The following is a 19,751-nucleotide window of genomic DNA, read 5'->3' on the forward strand; positions in this document are numbered from 1 at the left end:
TCTAATCTCATTCAGGTTCAGCGTCCATGATTAGACACCGAACACCTGAATCGAGAATTCATTCATATTTGTGATATATGCAACTTAATTTATATAACTGTATTGCATACATACGGAAGACTAACTAACTTCGCATGCTCCACAAAAAACTGAAGGAATCATTTGCATGCGACGTTTATTACCACTCTTAACTGCCTCTATACCAGTCCTCTTTTCACCAACGTTATTTGCACAAAGCTACTATTCTGTAGCTAGTTGTGATCAGCTGGTGAACATATACAATGAAAAAAACAGACCACTGTACATCGATATTGTAGGTAATCTAGATTGTGCGAGCGCTCCTACCTTAGTTGAGAGCCTATCAGGAGTCATCAATGGTAATGGTCATGCCATCACGAACCTGAATTTCCGAAGTGAAAGAGGGTATAAATTAACTAAGGCAAATCTAAATAACATTAGATTCGAAAACACTTCTATCCATAATGAAAAAAGCTTTGATCACTTGTTTGACATCGATGATCATTGGCGAAACGTCAAATTCATAGACATAGAAACCACTGGTGCACCATTCAACCAGTTGTTTTATTCAATTGATAACAAAGAGCTTACAGATGTCTCGATTGATCTTTCGGGGGTAAAGTTGGCAGTTGTTAGAGATTTAGTCTCTTCACGTATTTCTCGATCTAGTATTAACAACCTAGAGCTTTTGAATGCATTTGTAAGCCGCCATTCGTCATCGCCGCTATCTCTGCTTAGTGGGAATGTATCCAGGTCAACCTTAACGAACGTTACACTAGCTGATATAACAGTTATCGGTGAGCCTACTGGGGATAATGGGAAAACCAGCATAGTAGATAAGATAGCTGACTCTGACATCAACGGGCTAACTCTAGAAAACGTTACATTCTCACGTTCAGAAGAAGATGCATTCTTTTATTATGAATCCGATAACAAAAGTACCTACACAAACATCTACCATAACCTGTTCGATGACACGACAAATATTGGGTTTATACCATTAGTCTCAAAACCTAAAGACGATCCACTTAACCGTACGATCAATTTTCAATCTATGAACCAACCAATGCAAGCTCCGGCAATGTGTACCCCATATTTACTTCAAGATAGTTACTTCGGTATTAAAGCTGAATAAACATAAAAGTGACTCATCCGTAAGTGGCCAGACTAAACTGGCCACTTCAAGCCTCCTTTGAACAACGTATCCTTGTTAACCTCAGTAACGAGATGGGAGAACAAACTTAGTCCTCTAACCGCTTTGTAGGACACTAATGAGATTAAGGGACGCTCCGATATATCGCTATCTAATGCACCTACGTGAAGGCGATACCTTTCTGGATATTGAGTTCATTGAGCTTACAAAATGCGAGTGTTGACAATGAACTCGATTCAGATTGCTCGATAAGCGTTTGCCACTCTTGACTAGTGTACCGTTTTTCCATTTCAAATCTCCTCATGGTTGGTGACTTGATCTTATTATTCGTGTTAGGCGATTAGAATGCGAGGTTTATGGAGCGCTTACGGTCAAAGCGCTTAACACCGAAGAACATGCGATTCATGTTGGTGACACGGGAAGTCTCCCAACTACTGATGTCCTGATCGAAGTATTTATAACTAGCAAGAAGGCCACTCATATCAATTACGTGAGTCGTGCAGAATTGAATATTGCCATTTAAGAAGTTTTACCAATAGTCTGAATTTCGAATGAGTGGACCATTGACGACTACAAACAACTCATCCTCTAGAACCATGAGGGTTCCTGGTTTGTTTGACTCATAGGCAACTGTTTTAGGCTCATTAGCCAAGGCTTAGCTACAACTGAGTAGCGCGCAGGCGGAAATAATCGAACGTAACTTCAGAGTTAACACTATGATTTTATAAAAATTAGCTCTAAGCCATACAGAAAGCTCACTGGCTATGGTCACTTTTTCCGATGAAGATTATCCCCAAATGTATAAATTGAACCCCTCTCCTAAAAAAACCGCCCAACTAATAACAATCGAGTTACTAAGTAGCTTAACAAATCAATTCTATTAGGGATTAGTTTCTGTTTTTATCCCTTTATTCAACGTTCTAATCATAGAAATTTCATCATCTAGCACGTAGCTTTCAGGCTATCTAACAGGCACAAAAAAGCCACCGAAAGGGTGGCTATCTGAGATAGTAGCACTTCAAACTTGTACTAATTCTCAATTATCTCTGAGTTGAAATTGCCAAAGCTGCACCAGCACTGATAAATGTAGTTCCAAACACCTTTCCAATAATGCTCCCTGATACAAATTTTTTAGTCCCAGTTTTTAGCTTTTGACTTAAAAGAGAATATGAAAGCAAACATAAAAATGAACACATCATTAGAGTAATAACTAATATTAAAAATTGAATAAATAAAGGCTCTGAAGTATTAATGAACTGTGGAAAAAGTGCAGATGTAAATATAATAGCTTTTGGGTTTGTTAATGAAACCAGAAGTCCTTGAGAATAAAGGCTCCAAGCACTAAATTTTGTTTGGTATATGCTGTCGGCTGTCTTTAGGTTTACACCACTACGCCATAGCTTTATTCCCATATACAAAAGATATAACGCCCCAACTACTTTTATGATCGAAAAAGCTGTTGAAGAAACAATCACTAGCGCGCTTAATCCCAATATAGAGCAAGTAGACATAATAAAAAGTCCAGTCACATTACCCGCTGCGGTAATAAGAGCACGTAGAGCCCCGAACTCTAGACTATGCGTTGATATTAGCAATATCGCAGGACCAGGAATTGCTGCTGCAATAAATGCAATTGAGCAAAACGCTAACCAATTTTCAAAATTCATCATATTTCCTCATATAAAACTTATCTTCTATTAAGGGAAAAACAACGCCAAGCGTTACGAATCACTCTTAAATACTTGTTAGCTGAATTTCTTAAGGTTTTCTTCCAACTGCCCTCTTAAACCTTGATTCTCTTGCTGAATCCAATATTCCGCTATTTGGTTTTCACTGACTCGGTACACTGCGCTTCCTACTGTAGAAAGTTCTAAACCTGTAGGCTCATAACCATAAATGACTCCCTCATGGCGACCTTCTTGACGCCAACGTACGTAGACCTTCGCTCCTTGAACTAAAAACTCTTCTACTTTGAGGTCAAAATTACCGTAAGCCTCTAGAAACTCTTCGACGTGTTCACGATAGTTTTCAGGAGTTCTTTCAATTGCTTGTGAGACTCCAGATACAATTTGATGAGCGACAACTACTTGGGCTAGATACTTGTTAACTAAGTCTAGCTGTTTCCCCGACCTTACTTCCTCAATAAAACCTCTAACCACTTCTTCAACTGACATCAAATATTCCTTCTCTCCTGCTAACAGCTTTATTAGACAAAAAATTCTGCATTTACATACAGAATTTTTCTATCTAGTAATCTTATACAGGGAGAATACACACTGATATGCAATACGATCAATACCTTACTTTCGCTGATGATTGATCACTTCACAAAATACAGAATTTTTCTACATAGTCCGACAGCTATGGTTCATCTAGGTAAGTACGCCCATTTACTAATAGAAAAAGATGTCTCTAAAATGATAAAACTGTGTAAATCATCACCACAATTTAGTACCGTGGGCTTATCATTCCGATAAGTCTATGGTGTGATATAAGAGTAGTTTGCCCCGAATGTGGCCATTCCTTCGTAATGAACCTAGCCTTCACTCATACTCTTAGTCCATCGGACAAAACTACTTCTCAGTTAGTTTTTGAAATGATTAAAGCTCTTGCATCCGATCAGCGCCAAGAGCTAGTGAGATAGGCTCACTTCGCACCCACCCAACATGCTGTCCACACTATCAAAAACTTTCTTCCACCACTTTGTCGCGAATTAACGATTTCAAACAAAAAGAGCCGCTAAAAAGCGGCTCTTGATTTTCAAACTATTCGAACTCGTTCAGATTACTCTTTACCGAATACGTTGTTCTCTTGCTCTTGTACACGGATGAAAGTCGTACGCTTAGTTAGCTCTTTAAGCTTTGCTGCACCTACGTATGTACAAGTTGAACGTACACCACCAAGGATGTCAGAAATTGTGTTGTGAACTGAACCACGGTATGGAAGTAAAACAGTTTTACCTTCCGCAGCACGGTACTTAGCAACACCACCTGAGTGCTTGTCCATAGCCGACTGTGAAGACATGCCGTAGAACTTCATGTATTGCTTACCATCTTGCTCTACAACTTCACCGCCTGACTCAGAGTGACCTGCTAGCATGCCGCCTAGCATTACGAAGTCAGCACCGCCGCCGAACGCTTTAGATACGTCACCCGCACATGAACAGCCACCGTCACCGATGATCATGCCGCCAAGGCCGTGTGCCGCGTCGCCACACTCGATGATTGCAGATAGTTGAGGGTAACCTACGCCTGTTTTAACACGTGTAGTACAAACAGAACCAGGGCCGATACCAACCTTAACAATGTCTGCGCCCGCTAGGATTAGCTCTTCAACCATGTCACCCGTTACAACGTTACCAGCAGAGATAACTTTAGTCGGGAATTCAGCACGTACTTTCTGTACGAACTCAACAAGGTGCTCTGAGTAACCGTTAGCGATATCGATACAGATGAATACAAACTCTTCGCTAAGAGCCATGATCTTCTTAACTTTCTCGAACTCAGCTTCAGATGTACCTGTTGATACAAAAACGTTGTTCAGAGTTTTCTTGTCTGCTGTTTTAGCGAACTCAGCCCACTGCTCTACTGTGTAGTGCTTGTGTACTGCAGTCATAACACCGTGCTCTGCTAGAGCAGCTGCCATTTCAAAGCTTGCTACCGAATCCATGTTCGCTGCAATTACTGGAGTACCAGACCATTGACGACCGCTATGCTTGAATGTAAAATCGCGGGTTAATTCAACTTGAGAACGGCTTTTAAGGGTAGAACGCTTCGGACGGAAGAGTACATCTTTGAAACCTAACTTAAGTTCTTGTTCGATACGCATGGTGTTTTCCTTGATTCATAAAATTATGTGTCTCTCGCGAAATGCGTAGTAAAACCGTTGGCAGACGAGTTTACTTTTCTTCGGACACAAAAAAACCGGAGCGTTGGCAGACGCTCCGGTTTTCAGCATTATAGGTCGTGATTTAGTAACAGCAAGTCTGATATTTCACTTTTTTTTATGCTATCCTCTCAAAGATTCCATATCCGCTAAAACTTCATCAGTTACACTTTCCAACTAAATTCTTATTAATTAATAACTTAGTGAACCATTCGCGCAAACGCTGTTGGTTTATTGCGCAATCGTTTTCCTTCATATTTCACGCAATATCGCCCTCATAATGCAAATATGTGAAGAAAGCGCCTCAAAATCACATAAAAGCCACACTTTTCTCCAACAAAAAAATGCCTTTTTTCTTAAATAAATTCGATTATTTTCCAATTTTTATCTGTTTTTGACCAAATTGGCTAATCTCGTGACGTTTCTGTTTTGCAGTCACTTAGAAAAGTAGAGTGAAAAGGACTCAATCTAGAGACCAATATTCACTTGGGTTTGAGAGTCGAGCCCTCGCACTCCATTAAATGAAGCTTTCAAGCTTGTACTTTATAAATCCAATTTCTATTCACCCGTAGCATTACCGTTCCAAAAGCTAATTTCGTGGCTGCCCTTTCGTTCATTTAACCTGGAAGACTCTGCAAAGCGCTCAGAAAAAGAGGATTGGTTGACGTGAAAAACTGGGGGGAAAGACAAGATTTGAAGAATAGAAAGCAAAAAATGGCTAAGGTGGTTAACCTTAGCCATTTTTATTCGCTGATCAGACTGATGCTAATGCGCGTATAGGAATGCGTTGTTTGGCGAATAGAGCGATCTAGTTCTTTTGAGAGACTAACGCTTCAGCGGTCGCATCTTGAATAGACAAGAACAATGAGCTGACTTGTCCAGTTGGTGAGCGCATTGGGTTCAGCGTCACGTTCTGATACATGAAATCGGCTTGTTGAGTTACAGGGCGAACATTGCGGCACTTAAACAGATAAGGCCTTTGTTGCCATGTAATGAAGCTGCGACAGCCTAGGTCATAGACTGGCTTGGTTTTCAGCTTAAACCACTCTTCTGGGATCTCAGGGAACAGTTCAAAGATAGACTTACCGATCGCATCATGCGATTGCTTACCGCTATGGTGTGTCATGAAACCATTCCAGACTTGTACCTGAAAATCACGGTTAATAACCACCAGCCCCATATCGACGTTTTGAACCATATCCACCATCCAGTGAAACTGTTCAAATTCAGCAGGAAGATTCAGCATATTAAAACTCCTCCATTAGGTAGGCCAATTTGTTGTCTAGAAGTGGCAAAGACTCATCAACAAACATAAATAGAAGGTCACAACGGATGGACGTGCCGTCGATGTTGTAGCTGACCTCGAATGTCATGGTCTTTTTAAATGAGCCGCTGGTATTTTCGATGACCGAGTCGATCGAGATATGTTGCCCTAGTAGAACAGGCGAACTCTGGAAGAAACGAACTTCTGATTGCTCCCCTAACCCATTCAAGAAAGAGCCGACTAAGATGTTCGATACATCCATCAGCAGCTCTAGTTCTTCTAGCTGCTCGCTTTCTGTTGGCACCTTCATGAGCTTCTTAAGGTCGCTCACACTGGAATCACTCAACAAAACTAGTGCTTCACCTGCAATGCCTTCTCCGCTGAAGCCTTGGCAAACACCGGACACTTGGTCGTTGTCGGCTAGGTCGCGAAGTGCCATGTGCAATTCACTCACTTCGAAGATGTTAACGTTCGGCAGCGGTAGGTGAACAAACACATTAAAGTGACGAGCCAGTGCATCAGCGGCACGGCCTATCGCTACGTTCGCGACTTCCATATAGATATCGCGTCTGCGAAGTATTGGCAGTTCTAAAGCGGTTGGGGTAATGATTTGAGGTTGTTTTGGCGGCTCAACATGCTCACGTAAAATGGCTTTTAGCGCTTCTTTATCGATCGGCTTTTGCAAAAATGCTTTGGCGCCAAGATCCAGCACCTTCTGTTGCGCTTTTGGTTGTATGTCACCAGAAACAACGACAACAGGCGTGGTATCGCCTAAACGTTGCATCTCTTCCAATGTGCCATAGCCGTCTAATTCGGGCATGGTGAGGTCGAGGAACATCAATTTGAATTGGTTTTGAGCGAGCTCTTCAAGTGCATTAAGCCCATGAACAGCAAAAGTTATATCTGCATTTAGAGAACTAGGCAGTGATCGAGCCATCTGCTTCCTTGCTAACGCAGAATCATCACATATAAGAACTGGGAACGACATAAATGCACCACTGACAAATTAAAGCTAATTCGAACGAGTGTAACAGAACATTATAGTATCAGGTACGGGGTGAATGAATTTATGTGTAGATTATTAGTAAGAATGATGGAACAAGCAGGTGAGCTATTATCTGGCATTATTCTTCATGAAAAACAATATGCTACAAAGGTAATAACCGTTGATCATTATAGAGTAATAGCACTTTTTGATAGAGCAATAGAGCTAATTTATGAAATGGCAGCCTTAATAAGTGAGTTTATTAAGGCTCGGTTTGCTCATTCATTTATCGGCTTTATGTAGCCATGATAAGAGACGTAATGTGAAGAACTAGAACTGGTATGAAGGCCATAGGATCAGTAATGCGAAACGTATAACCACAGCAAACACCAATAAAGCGATACCCAAACGATACCATTTGTATTCCGCGATATTCATTGGGATGCGCTTATAAAACATTGTAATCACGCCCTTCCAATCGCTACTGCGTCTTCCGTACTGCATCATGCTTGTCAAAACAAACAGTGCGCCAAGCACTAACATTCCTTTTTCAGCCCAGAACAATCCAACTTCCATTTGTGTATTCCTTGATAAAACGGTGAGCAACTCAAATCATTCTAGTCACCTTTGCCGTAGGTTTCTGTAAGACCAAGGTCTAACCCACTCTCTACTTACTTAAAGGTACTTATCTGAACGAATTTAAGTGAACGTAAATCGCTGAGCACACTTAACTGAACAGCGTGTTCATATCGAGTTCAGCTTCGCCATCTATACTCATGTTTCCACTAACAGGAGAAATTCAATGAAATCACTGAAAAAGTCGCTTTGTGTATTAACTGCTTCAGCTCTACTCGTTACCGCTCCGTTTGTGAGTGCTTCATCACCACAACAACCGCCACAACCCGCAGTGAGCCCACTGCAAATGGTTATTGCTTCTTTAAACCTAAGCGAAGAGCAACACGCGGAAGTCATCTCCCTTGTTGAAGGCTACCAATCTGATAGAACACAGATTGACATGGATAGCGCGATCGAGCTCAAGAAGAAACAGATCAGCCTTGTGACTCAACCTGATTTCAATGAAGCCGAGATGGAAAAGATCATCGACACCGTTCAAGCAACCGAGAAGTCGATGGTGATGCAAGAGATGCGTCTCAAGAACAACATTTATAATGTGTTAACTGAAGAGCAGAAAGAGCAGTTCAAAACCATGATGAAGTCTGCGCTCTCTGGTGGAAAGTAGTCTGGTGGAAAGTAGTCTGGTGGAAAATAGTCTGGTAGAAAGTAGTCTGGCAATAAATCGTCTGGTAGAAAATAGCTGCCCCTAATCCTGATATTGATTCACTCCCATCTCCCCCAGAAAAGGGAGAATCTGAATAGACAACAAAAAGCCGCAGTCATTATGATAACTGCGGCTTTTTTGTGTTCAGTACACCATTAGCAAATCACGTATAAGCATGATTCGACAAATCCGGAGACTTGCTGTTCTTTTGAATGACACGCATCAATTGGATAAGCAGCAGAATACCTGTCACGCCCAAACCAACGCCGATTCCACCCCAGATCCCTGCCAATTCAAATTTTGGCATCAAATACCAAGCGGCAGGTAAGCCAAATACCCAGTAACCGATAGCAGTCATCACGGTTGGCATAGAGACAATCTTCATGCCTCTTAGCAGGTTAATCGCCAGTAACTGCCAAGCATCAACAATAAAGCACAGAGCGACGACCCAGATAACAGAAGCCAACAGTGAAGTCATCGCACCCGTGCCATCGTCCAGCTTGAAGATAGACGCGATCATTTCGGGCCATATGATGAACACGGCAGACAAAGCAACGCTCAACACCGACACCAAGATAAAGCTGAGAATCGAGGTTCTTTTGATACCTTCGTAGTTTCCCGCACCGAAATCACGCCCCACCAAAATCGCCGCAGCTTGTGAGAAACCGAAATTGAAGTTCCAGGTGAAGCTTAAGCATTGCAGCAGGATTTGGTGTAAGGCTAACGAAGCAATACTGATCGTGCCCGCCATCAAGGTGCCACCGTAAATAAGGCCATGTTCAAGTAATGCTGCTAATCCGATAGGTAAACCCATCATTAAAAGCGGACTCATCAACTTAATTGAATACTCATCTGTGTTTAACCAAGGGGCGAACTGCTTGAATTCGTCACGTTTGAATACCCAAACCGTGTATCCAACCATCACGATAAATGCCGCGATAGCCGTACCTAGCCCTAACCCCGTTAAGCCCATGTCTAATTGGAAGGTTAAGAAGTAGCTGACTGGCACATTCAGAATTACGGTGATAATAGACATCACAAGAATGGAGCGCACATTGCCAAACGCGCTGGTTAAGCCACGAAGCACCAATAAGATCAGCGAAGGTAACATCACCCACTTCAAAGCATGGACATATTCCATGGCTAAAGTGATCACTTCTGGCGGCTGTTTGGCGGCTTCCAATACCAACGGAGCAAACCAGAAGCTGGCCATTAAGGTCACACTGAGCACGAATGCCAACATAGTTGCGCCTTTCACAGCCAATCTAATTTGAGTGTTACCAAACTCAGGGCGAGCTACGCGCTGACCATAAGCAATCGCAATCAAGTTGGCGACACAACCCACAGTGCTGCTCGCAATAATGAAGATGAAAAAGTAGATAGAGGCGCCTAAGCCACCAGCCGCAAGGGCTGACACACTGATACGCGACATCATCCAAACATCGGTAAGGACTAACGCCATAGAGATCAGCTGTGAAATGATCAAAGGGAATGCAAGAGTAAGTATTTTTTTCATGAGCGCCTCAGTTAATTCCGCCCAAAATACGATCGAAGAGGCTGGCGTTCAATTGATAAATTTGAGACTCTAGCATTCCATAAACTCATGCGAACGAATTATGACCCCATATCCTAGCTTGCCATCCTCACATAATGGCTTAAAAGCGTTTGAAGCTGCTGCAAGGCTGATGAGCTTTACTCTGGCTGCCGAAGAGCTGCATGTGACACAAAGTGCAATCAGCCGACAGATCAAACAGCTTGAAGATGAGTTAAACGCATCACTGGTTATTCGTAAGCATCGAGCGATTGAATTAACGGTACAAGGTCATGATTTGTATGTGGCTTTGCGTGAAAGCTACGGCAATATCGAAGCTATCATTGCCTCTTGGAGTGAGCCCAAGCAGAAACGTATCGTGATCAAAGCGACCTTAAGTTTCGCGACGCGAGTATTGATCTCTAAAGTCAGGGAATTAAACGAGCGTTATCAAGATCATGAGATCGTCATAGTTCCTGTGATTGAGGAAGACGAATCGATTAATAGTAGTGAGTATGATCTACTGATCTTCCACACGCGTTTCAAAAAACGCTATGACAAGGCACCTGACATCACCTTCTTGCGTGAAGAGTTTATGGCACCGGTCTGCTCGACTAGCTTAACTAATTCGACCAACTTAACGAATAAAGACACCGACCTCGATTCGATCTTAACTTTACCAAGACTCCACCCAACCTTAGATCATCACGACTGGAAAGTGTGGTTGGCCGATGTTGAATTCCCACCAAAGAAACCCGTCAGAAATACCAGTTTCTTGTCTTTAGATATGGCACTCAGTGCTTGTTTATCCGGTGAAGGCGTTACGGTCACGGATCTATTGTTAGTACAACAAGATCTCCAACGAGGCTTCTTGTACTGCCCTAAGAATGCAAAGATCCAACACAGTGCTTGGACTTACTTCATGCACCAACGTACTCACACGCCTATCATCAATGACCTTATTGAATGGCTTAGGGAAGAGACAGAAAAAGAGATCGAGTTGCTTAAATCACTATCCCATCAGAACCATTGGTTTGGTGTTATCCAAGATTATTAGGGGATCGGTGCCTCATTTTTTAAAACTGCATTAACCTTATAATTTATAACGTTTATTTATCGATTCGAATGACCTATCTTACGCCCTATGAACCAGTACACAGATATTGGCATCTTATTCTTAGGAGAAAGTCATGGAACAACAACGTCTAAAAGTCGCAATTATTGGTGCGGGGCTGAATGGTTTGGCACTTGCATTATCACTGCGTAAATTTGGTATTAGAGCTCGAATATACGAAAAAGCAGCACAACCACGTGCTGACGGTACTGGCATCATTATGTGGCCAGAAGGCATGCAAGTACTTGCGGCACTGGTTGGTGTCGATAAAGTCAAAGCTGCGTGTAACCAAGTCGATACCATCTCGACATTAACGGCGACAGGGTTGCCCATCAACACACTTAATATGAGTGACTCTCCGAGTAAAGCTAACGCGCCAATTGGTTTATTTCACCGCAGCCGTTTATACCAACTGCTATTAAATGAGCTAGGAGATGACTGCATCGTCACTAACCAAACCTGCACTGTTGTTCAAAACGACGATGAGCCGCAAATTCTGATCAACGGCGAACCCATTGATGCGGATATTATTGTGGGTGCCGACGGCGTGTTCTCTCAAGTGAGAAAGTTTGTCGCGCCTGATGTGTCACTAAGACAACCGAACGTTTATTGCTGCCGTGGTGAGATTGATTTCAAAGCATCAGAAATCAGCGATGATGAGTGTTATGTTTTTGCGGGTGATAAATCTCGAATCGTAACCTACACCTACGATCGAGAAACCCAAGGCAAATACTGGTTTGCTGCGTGTGCCGCTCAAGAGGGTGAAACGCTGTCTAAACAAACCGTGTTAGAGCAATTCTCTCACTATCCGAGCTATTTACTGAATATGATTCGAGATACGCCTGAATCGAAGATCTTGCCTTCTCCACTCACCGATGTCGCCCCATTTGATACTTGGTATCGCGGCAATGCTGTTCTACTAGGAGATTCTTGTTGCGCTGTGCTGCCGACCATGGGTATCGGGTTCAGCTTGGGCATTGAGAACGCTTACGTATTGGCACAAAGCATTGCCTCTAACTTTGAAGGTACAGAGCAAGCATTCAAACGCTATCAGCAGCGTGCTCAACAACGGTCGCATGAACTGCAAAACATCACACACCGACTCAGTGAGCTAACTTACAAAGATGAGTTCAACCCAGTCGAAGTGGCGGAGCTTTACCAACAGTTCGCCATTGCAAATAGCCGTTCGCCTTTCTAAACATTTGGCTCGTAAAAACGCGCCAGTTGCAAAACGACTCGTTTACACAACAATAAGCCGCAGCAAATGCTGCGGCTTATGCTTTCTACCCGTTATGTTTCACTTTGTTGAGCAAACATTAAAGCTTAAACATACGCGCACTGCGTGGTGGTAGATTGAATGTATGGTAGCGAGAAGAAATGGTTTCTGTCGCGCTGCTTAATACGTCTTTGTATTGAACATTCCAATTAAATTCATGTTGGTAGGTATCAACCGTCACGCCACGAGTTTCGCCACACTTGTTAATACCAACAACGCCTTCTTTGCCACGTTTAAACAGCAAAGTACATTGGTCACTCGAAATCATCGTCATCGATTTACCTTGCATCGCGTTATGGAAGCTCAGCATATTCTTCATATTCGAGCTATTCCAAACATTGCCCCAACGACCGTTATCCTTGTCTTCAGAATCCGGTAGGTCATCGCTGTAGATCAACGGAGTACCGCCATCTTTGCCAAGGATGTAAGCGTAAGCAAGCTGCTCGTCTTGTGGATCCATAATTTGGTAACGGAAACCGTCATTGGTTGGAATATCATGTGTGATCGCAAAAGTAATTGAGCGATTGTCATCCAATGCTTGGCCGTACGCTTTAGGATCATGCAGTTGATTCAAACCACCGCCCATTGAGAATGCCGAGCGAATCGACGCAAACAGCGGGAAATCGTACGCGGAGTGATTAGTATTATTCAGGTACGGCGCTAAGAATGACTCATAGCCGCTGTTCCCTGCTCCACCGCTGGTAATAACTTCACCGAACACATGCATGTTCGCAGTAATTTCAGACGTGAATACCTGATCGATTTGGTACTGGCTCATGTGTTTTACCGCATCAATACGGAACCCTTTGATCCCCATATCTTTTAGCGCTTTCAGATATAAACGTTGCTGTGAAACCACCCAGTTATTTGGGTCGAGATCAGGTAAACCTACATCGCCATCGGCACCACACAAACGCCAGTACTGAACGTGACCAGGATCGTTCCAATCTGAAATACAGCCAGCTGCATGGAAATCGTTAGCCGAGACAAAACCTTGTGCTAAGCTGCCAAACAGAGTCTGGTCAGCATAGTAACTTGAACGGCTCGCATAATCGTTTAGCACTTCAGTGCCTGGGTAATCCAAGTCACTTCGCTTCCAGCTTTCATTCGCCATATGGTTGAGTACCACATCGGCATACACATCGACGCCCACACCTTTGAGTGCGGCAATCATTGCAGCTAAATCTTGTTTGTTGCCTAAAGGTGAATCAATGGTACGCAGATCTTGAGGTTGGTAACGCGCCCACCATTGGCTGCCGCTAGACTTCATCGCAGGTGCAACAAGCACCTTCTTATAGCCAGCTTGTGCAATTTGATCGGCGTTGGCCGTTACGTCCGAATACTTCCAATTGAAAGCATGCAAAATAGTGTCAGCATAAGTGGCTGAGCTAAAAGAACAAACTGCAAGTGCGGATATGAGTAGGGTATTGATTGGTTTCATAGAACATATCTCTCATTATAAATTCACAAGAATGATATGAATAAGAACGACAATTAAAACGACGGATAAATCAGAGTTGAATTAGCGTCACCTTCTGTTGATGGTGATTTTATAAAACTGAGCTATCGCCGATGTTATGCGGGATGAGTTTTGAACAGAACTGAAATGAGAATTAATTGAATCAAGTTGACCAGAACAGGACAAAGACTTTGGTCGGCTCTTCTAAACTACGTTATGATTCCTTTTCCCCTCAACCAATTGATATTTTTATGCCTTCTTTCTCTTTTTCACTGATCCCTGTAGGGGTTCGGTTCATGATCCTTTCTGCTTTTGGATTCGCACTGATGTCAGCTTGTGTGAAATACGTTAGCAATTACGGCATACCTGTATTTGAAATTGTTGCAGCAAGGGCTTTGGTGTCGTTGATCATCAGCTACATCGATGTGAAGCGCAAACGTATTTCTATCTGGGGCAATAACAAGCCTCTGTTGTTTGTTCGTGGCGCGGTAGGCACCGCAGCCTTGATGTGTGTTTACTACGCTGTGACCACTTTGCCATTAGCAGAAGCGACCATTCTACAATACGTTCATCCCGTATTTACTGCGTTACTTGGCGTACTGTTCCTGAAAGAACGCGTCCAAAAGTCGACCATGATATGCATTGTATTCTGCCTAGCGGGATTATCGGTAATGGTACAGCCAAGCATGAACAGCAGCGCGAGCAGCGAGTTGCCGCTATTCAGTATTATGCTGGCGTTGTGTGGCGCGTTTGGTAGCTCAATTGCTTATGTGATTGTAAGAAAGCTTAGCCAAACTGAAGACAGCTCAGTGATCATCTTTTACTTCCCACTGGTCGCTCTGCCAATATCGACCGCCCTGATCTGGAACGACTTTGTGTGGCCTAGCCTTTTCTTAACCATGATGCTGGTTCTGGTCGGGATTTTCACTCAGATCGGCCAATATGGTTTGACCAAAGCAATGCAAACTCAAGCGGCTGGTAAAGCTTCAGCTTACTCATACGTTCAGATCGTATTCTCAGCACTATTAGGTGTTTGGGTGTTCAATGAGATTCCATCAGTTTGGACCTACCTAGGTGGTGGCCTTATTGTGACGGGTGCTCTTATCAATGTGTTTGGCAAACAACTGTTGGTGCCGTTTAGAGCTAAGTAGATAGCCAAATAACAGAGCTGAATACCATTTAGCTAATCAGCGATTAAATAGATCTAAAAAGGGCATTGCGGATTATTCCACAATGCCCTTTTCTATAAATGCTCTAGCGCGTTTTCATTCAGCTAACCAACTTTAATAAAGCGGCGTATTACGGCTAGCTTGTAGCGTTACGTAGTTTTGGATCGTCACTCAAATACTCAACAAACTCGATTTCAAAGCCCGCCGGATCCACAAAGTAGACGTTTTTACGATAAGGTTCTTCGGCACCGGGTTTGGCAATTGGGAAGCCCGCATCAACAAGCCGCTTGGTTACGCTTTCGATATTATTGGTCACATAAGCGAAGTGTGCGAGGCCAACCGAATGCCCTGCCAAATCTCTATTTTCACCTTCACCGTGATCGCTCAACGCGATGTATTGGTACTCGTCACCAAAATGCAGCCAGTTACGTGGCTTGCCTGACCACTCCCCTTGTCCCTCATCACGGACATACCAATGAGGGAACGCCGCTTTATAGAAAACCAGCATTTCTGGGATGTCTTTTACCACTAAATTCACATGTTCAAGTTGGATCATTCTTCTCTCCTTAAAGTATTCTCGTAAGCAACGTTGCATATCCTAATACCTCAAGTTAAGTTGAGGTAAAGGGTTAATTTACGTTTATTTTCGAGAACGTTTTTAGAGCCCAAATTGTTCTGCTTTGACTACATACAAACTTTAAGTTTAGACGACTTAATCTAATGTGGCTTCCTTGCCTGTGTTCTGTTCTTTGTGCCTTGGTGATCTCGTTGTTCAGAACAGATAACTAAATCGCGACACACATTGGCGTATTTGAAATAGGATCACGAAACACGCTCGCTTTAAGATCAAACACCTTACTGAGCATAGTTTCGGTCATCACCTCATCAGGCGAACCTTCTGCTATTAAGCACCCTTTTTCCAAAACCACTAGATGGTCGCAGTAACGACTGGCTTGGTTAAGATCATGCAACACAACAACCACCGTTTTTCCTTTGGCATTCATCTGTTGCATCAGGTTCATTAATTCCACCTGGTGAGACATATCAAGGTATGTGGTCGGTTCATCCAACATCACTACGTCCGTATCTTGTGCAATTACCATCGCAATCCATGCTCTTTGACGCTGGCCACCAGACAGTGACTCAACAGGCTTATCAGCAAACTCAAGCACACCTGTATCACGCATAGCTTGTTCGACAATCCTTTGATCGTCCTGTCCTAACCTCCCCCAATGAGAGACATAAGGCGAACGGCCATATTCGACCAACTTTCTTACCGTGATCCCCTCAGGGCTGACCAAGATTTGCGGAAGAAGTGACAACGAACGAGCGAGCGTTTTATCGCCATAGCTTGATAGCGGTTTGTCTTCAAACAACACCTCTCCAGCCACTGGCTTGTTAATTCTGACTAACGTCTTTAACAAGGTAGATTTACCGCACCCGTTAGGTCCTATCAATGCGGTAATTTTTCCCTTAGGGATAGAAACAGACAGGTTCGGTATGATCGTTTGTTTGCCGTACGCGACGGAAAGATTCTGCGTTTTAAGCATGGTTACCAACCTCGATAACGATAGAGAAGAAAGATGAAATATGGCGCGCCAATCACAGACGTGAGAACGCCTGCTGGCAATTCAATAGGTGGTTGTAGACCTCTGGCCAACCCATCAGCGCTGGTAACCAGAATTGCCCCTACCAGTGCAGATGCTGGGATTAACAACTTATGATTATGCCCAAACAACAAGCGTGCTACGTGAGGCGCCAATAAACCCACAAAACTGATCGTTCCAGCAACAGAAACGCTAACACTGGCAAGCAATACAGCGGCCAATAACGCGAGAGCCTGTATCTGTTTTGGCTTAGTACCCAATGTGGTCGCACTTTCCTCGCCAAGCCCCATCACATCCAATCGCCACGCCAACCATAATGCCATGGGTAACAACAAGAGCAGTGCACTCCAAATAAACGGGACTTGCTGCCAATTTCTGCCCCAAAGACTGCCAGTTAGCCACACCATGGCCGTGTTGATCTCGATCGGGTTGGTAACCAGCAAGAAGTCGATACAACTGGCCAGAAACGCACTCACCGCAATACCAATCAGCGCCAATTTGGCGGGTGTTGGCCTTGACCACCATGCCAATACAGCAATCAGCCCAGCAGCCAATACCCCACCGAACATCGCCACAACCGGAAGCACACTGACTGGTGCATTGGGGAACCAAACTAAACTCGCTGTCGCAGCAAGGCCTGCCCCGGCGCTAATACCCATAAGATCAGGCGATGCTAACGGATTACGTATCACGCCTTGCACTAATACCCCTGAAAGCCCTAACCCTGCGCCCACGCTTATCGCGAGCAACATACGTGGTAGCCGATACTGATGGATAACAAAGTCGTCGCTGGAAAACGCGACCAAATGTTCGATGACTTGAGAAACAGAAAGCGAAGCTGCGCCGACAAACAAACCTGCGGATGCCACTAATATGAGAATCCCTGATAACAAAATTATCTTAGTGTGATGGTGCATTAAGATCTCCTCGTCGCAATCAAAATAAAACAAGGTGTTCCGAGCAAAGCAGTAATAACACCAACGGGTGTTTCAGTCGGGAAAGCAATCGCTCGCGACAGTGCATCTGACCAAGACACCAATGCTGCGCCGGCCAATGCTGAAATAGGAATCAGTAAATGGTAATTGTGCCCGACCATAGGTCGAACCAAATGAGGCACTAACAATCCAACAAAGCCAATTGGCCCTGCGATAGCGACACTTGCTCCGGCAAGCAACACGATCGTCAGTCCACTCACGAGGCGAGTAAACCTGATGTTACTGCCCAACCCCACTGCAACCTCTTCACCAAGTGCCAGTAAGTTGAGGTTGCGAGCAAGACTCATTGCCAACACCAAACCAATCACTACAGGCGGCCAAAGCTGTTGCCATTGCTCATCATCGACACTAGACAGTGAGCCAGTAAGCCAATGCAAGACGCTATAAGCCATGTCGTCAGCAAGAATCAGCGCCGCTCGTGTCAGTCCGAGCAATAACGCTGTAATGGCGATACCCGCGAGAACCAAACGTAACGGATGAGAACGTTCGGAGAAAAAACCACCGAGGAGCATCACGGCACCGCCGCTTAGCAATGCACCAAGAACAGCATTAAGGATTGGGTTTAAATCACTAACCACAGGTATGCCTATTGCAGCTAACGCCATAAAACAGGCCGCGCCAGCGTTAATGCCAAGAATCGACGGAGACGCGAGTGGATTGCGCGTCAAACCTTGCATTAATACCCCAGCGACGGCCAAACTCGCACCAATAAACAACCCTACGTAAGCTCTTGGCGCTCTTAGCGTCGCCAATATTTGATGAGTCATATTGTTTTCATCAAACGCAAACCAGTAATGAATCAAGTCACTCAATGTTAAAGAGAAATTAGACCATCCGGTCATAGAGGCTGCGTAACCAGATAGTGCCAAACACGACACTAGTGCAGTAAATAATATGACTCGCCACGACAGTATTGGCCAGAATCGCTTACTTTTAGAGAACAACATCGTACTCATGATGGATCCAAGATCTGCTCAAGATTTTTCGCCATTTGTTCTGCCGCTAACATGCCTCGGTTCAATGACCAAAGTGCTGGTGACACTTCTACAACTTGCTGTTTTTTTGCAGAGGTTAGTACATTGAATAACGGATTTTTCTGCCAATCATCAACAATATTTGGATGAGAGTAAGCGCCAAGGAGCAACCAATCCGGATTGGTTTTCAACAACAACTCAAAGCTGGTTGGTAAATATGCCTTCTCTGTTGGTTTCACAATAGGGCTCGCAATGCCTAATTCGGTCAACACGCCACCTGCGTAAGATGCAGGGCTATGTAACCACATACCTTTATCCGACACGACAGCGAATTGGACGGTTTGTTTGAGCGAGAAATGACTTTTGAATTCAGCCATGGCGTGTTGATGTTGTTGAATTCGTTGTTCCATTGACGATTGCTTGTCGAGAGCGATGCCAATCTTGAGCGCAGACTCCAAATTTTCTTGATACGTCTCGCCGCGGCTTTTAAGCAGCAGCGTTGGTGCGATGCGTTGTAGATCTTGATATACAGTACGATGACGCTCTGCATCTGCGATGATCAGGTCAGGCTTTAATACCGCAATGGCTTCTAGGCTAGGCTGAGAACGCATGCCAACCGATTCCCATGGTTGAACCAATTCACGCACCGCCGGAATCACTCGTGAAGCATCATTGTCATCAGCAACTCCAACGGGAGAAACACCTACCGCAGCTAACGCATCTACAAATGAGAACTCCAGTACCACGATGCGTTGTGGCGTAGTGGCGATCTCAAACTGACCTTGCTCATCTTGTATGACCCTAGTTTGTGCTGAACTGGAGAATGAGAACAAGCTTAAAATCAGCAAAGTTAAGGTTATCGCTATCTTGCTGAATAAACACTGCTTATTGAATGACAGCAGTCCGTTCGACAGCAGCAATGGATTCGAAAACAAAAGGCGAGAGCTGTTTTCCATATTTAATTTTCCTTAAACGCTAGAACCGTGAAAGTCGCCAAGAGTATTGGCGACTTTTATTCGTTATTACTTTCAATAAATTACGT

At 43.8% G+C, this 19,751-nt stretch carries 20 protein-coding genes and 2 pseudogenes; 7 read left to right on the forward strand and 15 right to left on the reverse strand.

Annotated elements, in window-relative coordinates:
• Nucleotides 1-166: 166 nt before the first annotated feature.
• Nucleotides 167-1,153 carry a hypothetical protein gene (locus tag OCU90_RS21640; RefSeq protein ID WP_061021971.1) on the forward strand — a complete coding sequence of 329 codons (987 nt, stop codon included), beginning with the start codon at nucleotides 167-169 and terminating at the stop codon, nucleotides 1,151-1,153.
• A gap of 205 nt (nucleotides 1,154-1,358) precedes the next feature.
• Here the strand turns inward: OCU90_RS21640 and OCU90_RS21645 are convergent.
• From OCU90_RS21645 to OCU90_RS21660, 4 genes and pseudogenes are all read right to left on the reverse strand, one after another.
• Nucleotides 1,359-1,460 (reverse strand): annotated as a pseudogene (locus OCU90_RS21645) (IS66 family insertion sequence element accessory protein TnpA); the annotation flags it as partial.
• A 51-nt stretch (nucleotides 1,461-1,511) separates the two neighbouring features.
• The gene (locus tag OCU90_RS21650; protein ID WP_240513376.1) at nucleotides 1,512-1,652 is read right to left on the reverse strand and encodes a DUF285 domain-containing protein; all 141 of its coding nucleotides are present in this window, start codon (nucleotides 1,650-1,652) and stop codon (nucleotides 1,512-1,514) included.
• A 559-nt stretch (nucleotides 1,653-2,211) separates the two neighbouring features.
• The gene (locus OCU90_RS21655; protein ID WP_017104804.1) at nucleotides 2,212-2,841 is read right to left on the reverse strand and encodes a LysE family translocator; all 630 of its coding nucleotides are present in this window, start codon (nucleotides 2,839-2,841) and stop codon (nucleotides 2,212-2,214) included.
• Nucleotides 2,842-2,916: 75 nt separating this feature from the next.
• Entirely contained in the window at nucleotides 2,917-3,345 is a 429-nt protein-coding gene (locus tag OCU90_RS21660; RefSeq protein WP_017104805.1) for an ester cyclase, read from the reverse strand.
• A gap of 332 nt (nucleotides 3,346-3,677) precedes the next feature.
• On the opposite strand from OCU90_RS21660, the pseudogene OCU90_RS21665 reads away from it, so the two are divergent.
• Nucleotides 3,678-3,815: pseudogene (locus OCU90_RS21665) on the forward strand (transcriptional regulator); the annotation flags it as partial.
• Between the two features lie 140 nt (nucleotides 3,816-3,955).
• Here OCU90_RS21665 and OCU90_RS21670 read toward each other — a convergent pair.
• The 3 genes from OCU90_RS21670 to OCU90_RS21680 all read right to left on the reverse strand — a co-directional run bounded on the left by OCU90_RS21670 (nucleotide 3,956) and on the right by OCU90_RS21680 (nucleotide 7,308).
• Complete coding sequence (locus OCU90_RS21670; RefSeq protein WP_009844818.1) at nucleotides 3,956-4,999, reverse strand: GMP reductase; 1,044 nt, start codon at nucleotides 4,997-4,999, stop codon at nucleotides 3,956-3,958.
• An 865-nt stretch (nucleotides 5,000-5,864) separates the two neighbouring features.
• Nucleotides 5,865-6,302: a PAS domain-containing protein gene (locus OCU90_RS21675; protein ID WP_061021973.1), complete on the reverse strand. Its 438-nt coding sequence runs from the start codon at nucleotides 6,300-6,302 to the stop codon at nucleotides 5,865-5,867.
• A 1-nt stretch (nucleotide 6,303) separates the two neighbouring features.
• The gene (locus tag OCU90_RS21680; RefSeq protein WP_004731662.1) at nucleotides 6,304-7,308 is read right to left on the reverse strand and encodes a response regulator; all 1,005 of its coding nucleotides are present in this window, start codon (nucleotides 7,306-7,308) and stop codon (nucleotides 6,304-6,306) included.
• 102 nt (nucleotides 7,309-7,410) lie between these two features.
• Here OCU90_RS21680 and OCU90_RS21685 point away from each other — a divergent pair, with 102 nt between their 5' ends.
• Complete coding sequence (locus OCU90_RS21685; RefSeq protein ID WP_017077466.1) at nucleotides 7,411-7,608, forward strand: hypothetical protein; 198 nt, start codon at nucleotides 7,411-7,413, stop codon at nucleotides 7,606-7,608.
• 27 nt (nucleotides 7,609-7,635) lie between these two features.
• Here OCU90_RS21685 and OCU90_RS21690 read toward each other — a convergent pair whose 3' ends face one another.
• Nucleotides 7,636-7,881, reverse strand: coding sequence for a hypothetical protein (locus tag OCU90_RS21690; RefSeq protein ID WP_029223306.1), 246 nt, complete (start codon nucleotides 7,879-7,881; stop codon nucleotides 7,636-7,638).
• 226 nt (nucleotides 7,882-8,107) lie between these two features.
• On the opposite strand from OCU90_RS21690, the gene OCU90_RS21695 reads away from it, so the two are divergent.
• Nucleotides 8,108-8,545: a Spy/CpxP family protein refolding chaperone gene (locus OCU90_RS21695; RefSeq protein WP_017087288.1), complete on the forward strand. Its 438-nt coding sequence runs from the start codon at nucleotides 8,108-8,110 to the stop codon at nucleotides 8,543-8,545.
• 202 nt (nucleotides 8,546-8,747) lie between these two features.
• Here OCU90_RS21695 and OCU90_RS21700 read toward each other — a convergent pair whose 3' ends face one another.
• Nucleotides 8,748-10,100, reverse strand: coding sequence for an MATE family efflux transporter (locus OCU90_RS21700; protein WP_061021975.1), 1,353 nt, complete (start codon nucleotides 10,098-10,100; stop codon nucleotides 8,748-8,750).
• Nucleotides 10,101-10,200: 100 nt separating this feature from the next.
• On the opposite strand from OCU90_RS21700, the gene OCU90_RS21705 reads away from it, so the two are divergent.
• Together OCU90_RS21705 and OCU90_RS21710 are read left to right on the forward strand one after the other, a co-directional pair.
• Nucleotides 10,201-11,172, forward strand: coding sequence for a LysR family transcriptional regulator (locus tag OCU90_RS21705; protein ID WP_061021977.1), 972 nt, complete (start codon nucleotides 10,201-10,203; stop codon nucleotides 11,170-11,172).
• Nucleotides 11,173-11,305: 133 nt separating this feature from the next.
• Entirely contained in the window at nucleotides 11,306-12,427 is a 1,122-nt protein-coding gene (locus OCU90_RS21710) for an FAD-dependent monooxygenase (protein ID WP_061021979.1), read from the forward strand.
• A gap of 118 nt (nucleotides 12,428-12,545) precedes the next feature.
• On the opposite strand, the gene OCU90_RS21715 is transcribed toward OCU90_RS21710, so the two are convergent.
• Nucleotides 12,546-13,946, reverse strand: a complete 1,401-nt coding sequence (locus OCU90_RS21715) for an alpha-amylase family protein (RefSeq protein WP_017081444.1) — start codon at nucleotides 13,944-13,946, stop codon at nucleotides 12,546-12,548.
• A gap of 269 nt (nucleotides 13,947-14,215) precedes the next feature.
• Between OCU90_RS21715 and OCU90_RS21720 the strand changes: the two genes are divergently transcribed.
• Nucleotides 14,216-15,115 carry a DMT family transporter gene (locus OCU90_RS21720; protein ID WP_081089960.1) on the forward strand — a complete coding sequence of 300 codons (900 nt, stop codon included), beginning with the start codon at nucleotides 14,216-14,218 and terminating at the stop codon, nucleotides 15,113-15,115.
• A gap of 154 nt (nucleotides 15,116-15,269) precedes the next feature.
• On the opposite strand, the gene OCU90_RS21725 is transcribed toward OCU90_RS21720, so the two are convergent.
• From OCU90_RS21725 to OCU90_RS21745, 5 genes are all read right to left on the reverse strand, one after another.
• Nucleotides 15,270-15,689 carry a VOC family protein gene (locus OCU90_RS21725; RefSeq protein ID WP_061021983.1) on the reverse strand — a complete coding sequence of 140 codons (420 nt, stop codon included), beginning with the start codon at nucleotides 15,687-15,689 and terminating at the stop codon, nucleotides 15,270-15,272.
• Between the two features lie 229 nt (nucleotides 15,690-15,918).
• Nucleotides 15,919-16,683, reverse strand: coding sequence for a Fe(3+) dicitrate ABC transporter ATP-binding protein FecE (fecE, locus tag OCU90_RS21730; protein ID WP_061021985.1), 765 nt, complete (start codon nucleotides 16,681-16,683; stop codon nucleotides 15,919-15,921).
• 2 nt (nucleotides 16,684-16,685) lie between these two features.
• Nucleotides 16,686-17,657, reverse strand: coding sequence for a FecCD family ABC transporter permease (locus OCU90_RS21735; protein ID WP_029224331.1), 972 nt, complete (start codon nucleotides 17,655-17,657; stop codon nucleotides 16,686-16,688).
• On the reverse strand, nucleotides 17,657-18,691 hold the full coding sequence (locus tag OCU90_RS21740; RefSeq protein ID WP_061021987.1) for a FecCD family ABC transporter permease: 1,035 nt from the start codon (nucleotides 18,689-18,691) through the stop codon (nucleotides 17,657-17,659). Before OCU90_RS21740 ends, OCU90_RS21735 begins: the two co-directional genes overlap by 1 nt.
• On the reverse strand, nucleotides 18,688-19,665 hold the full coding sequence (locus OCU90_RS21745) for a Fe(3+) dicitrate ABC transporter substrate-binding protein (protein WP_061021989.1): 978 nt from the start codon (nucleotides 19,663-19,665) through the stop codon (nucleotides 18,688-18,690). Before OCU90_RS21745 ends, OCU90_RS21740 begins: the two co-directional genes overlap by 4 nt.
• Nucleotides 19,666-19,751: the final 86 nt, after the last annotated feature.

The organism is Vibrio splendidus (assembly GCF_024347615.1).
Taxonomy (GTDB): domain Bacteria; phylum Pseudomonadota; class Gammaproteobacteria; order Enterobacterales; family Vibrionaceae; genus Vibrio; species Vibrio splendidus.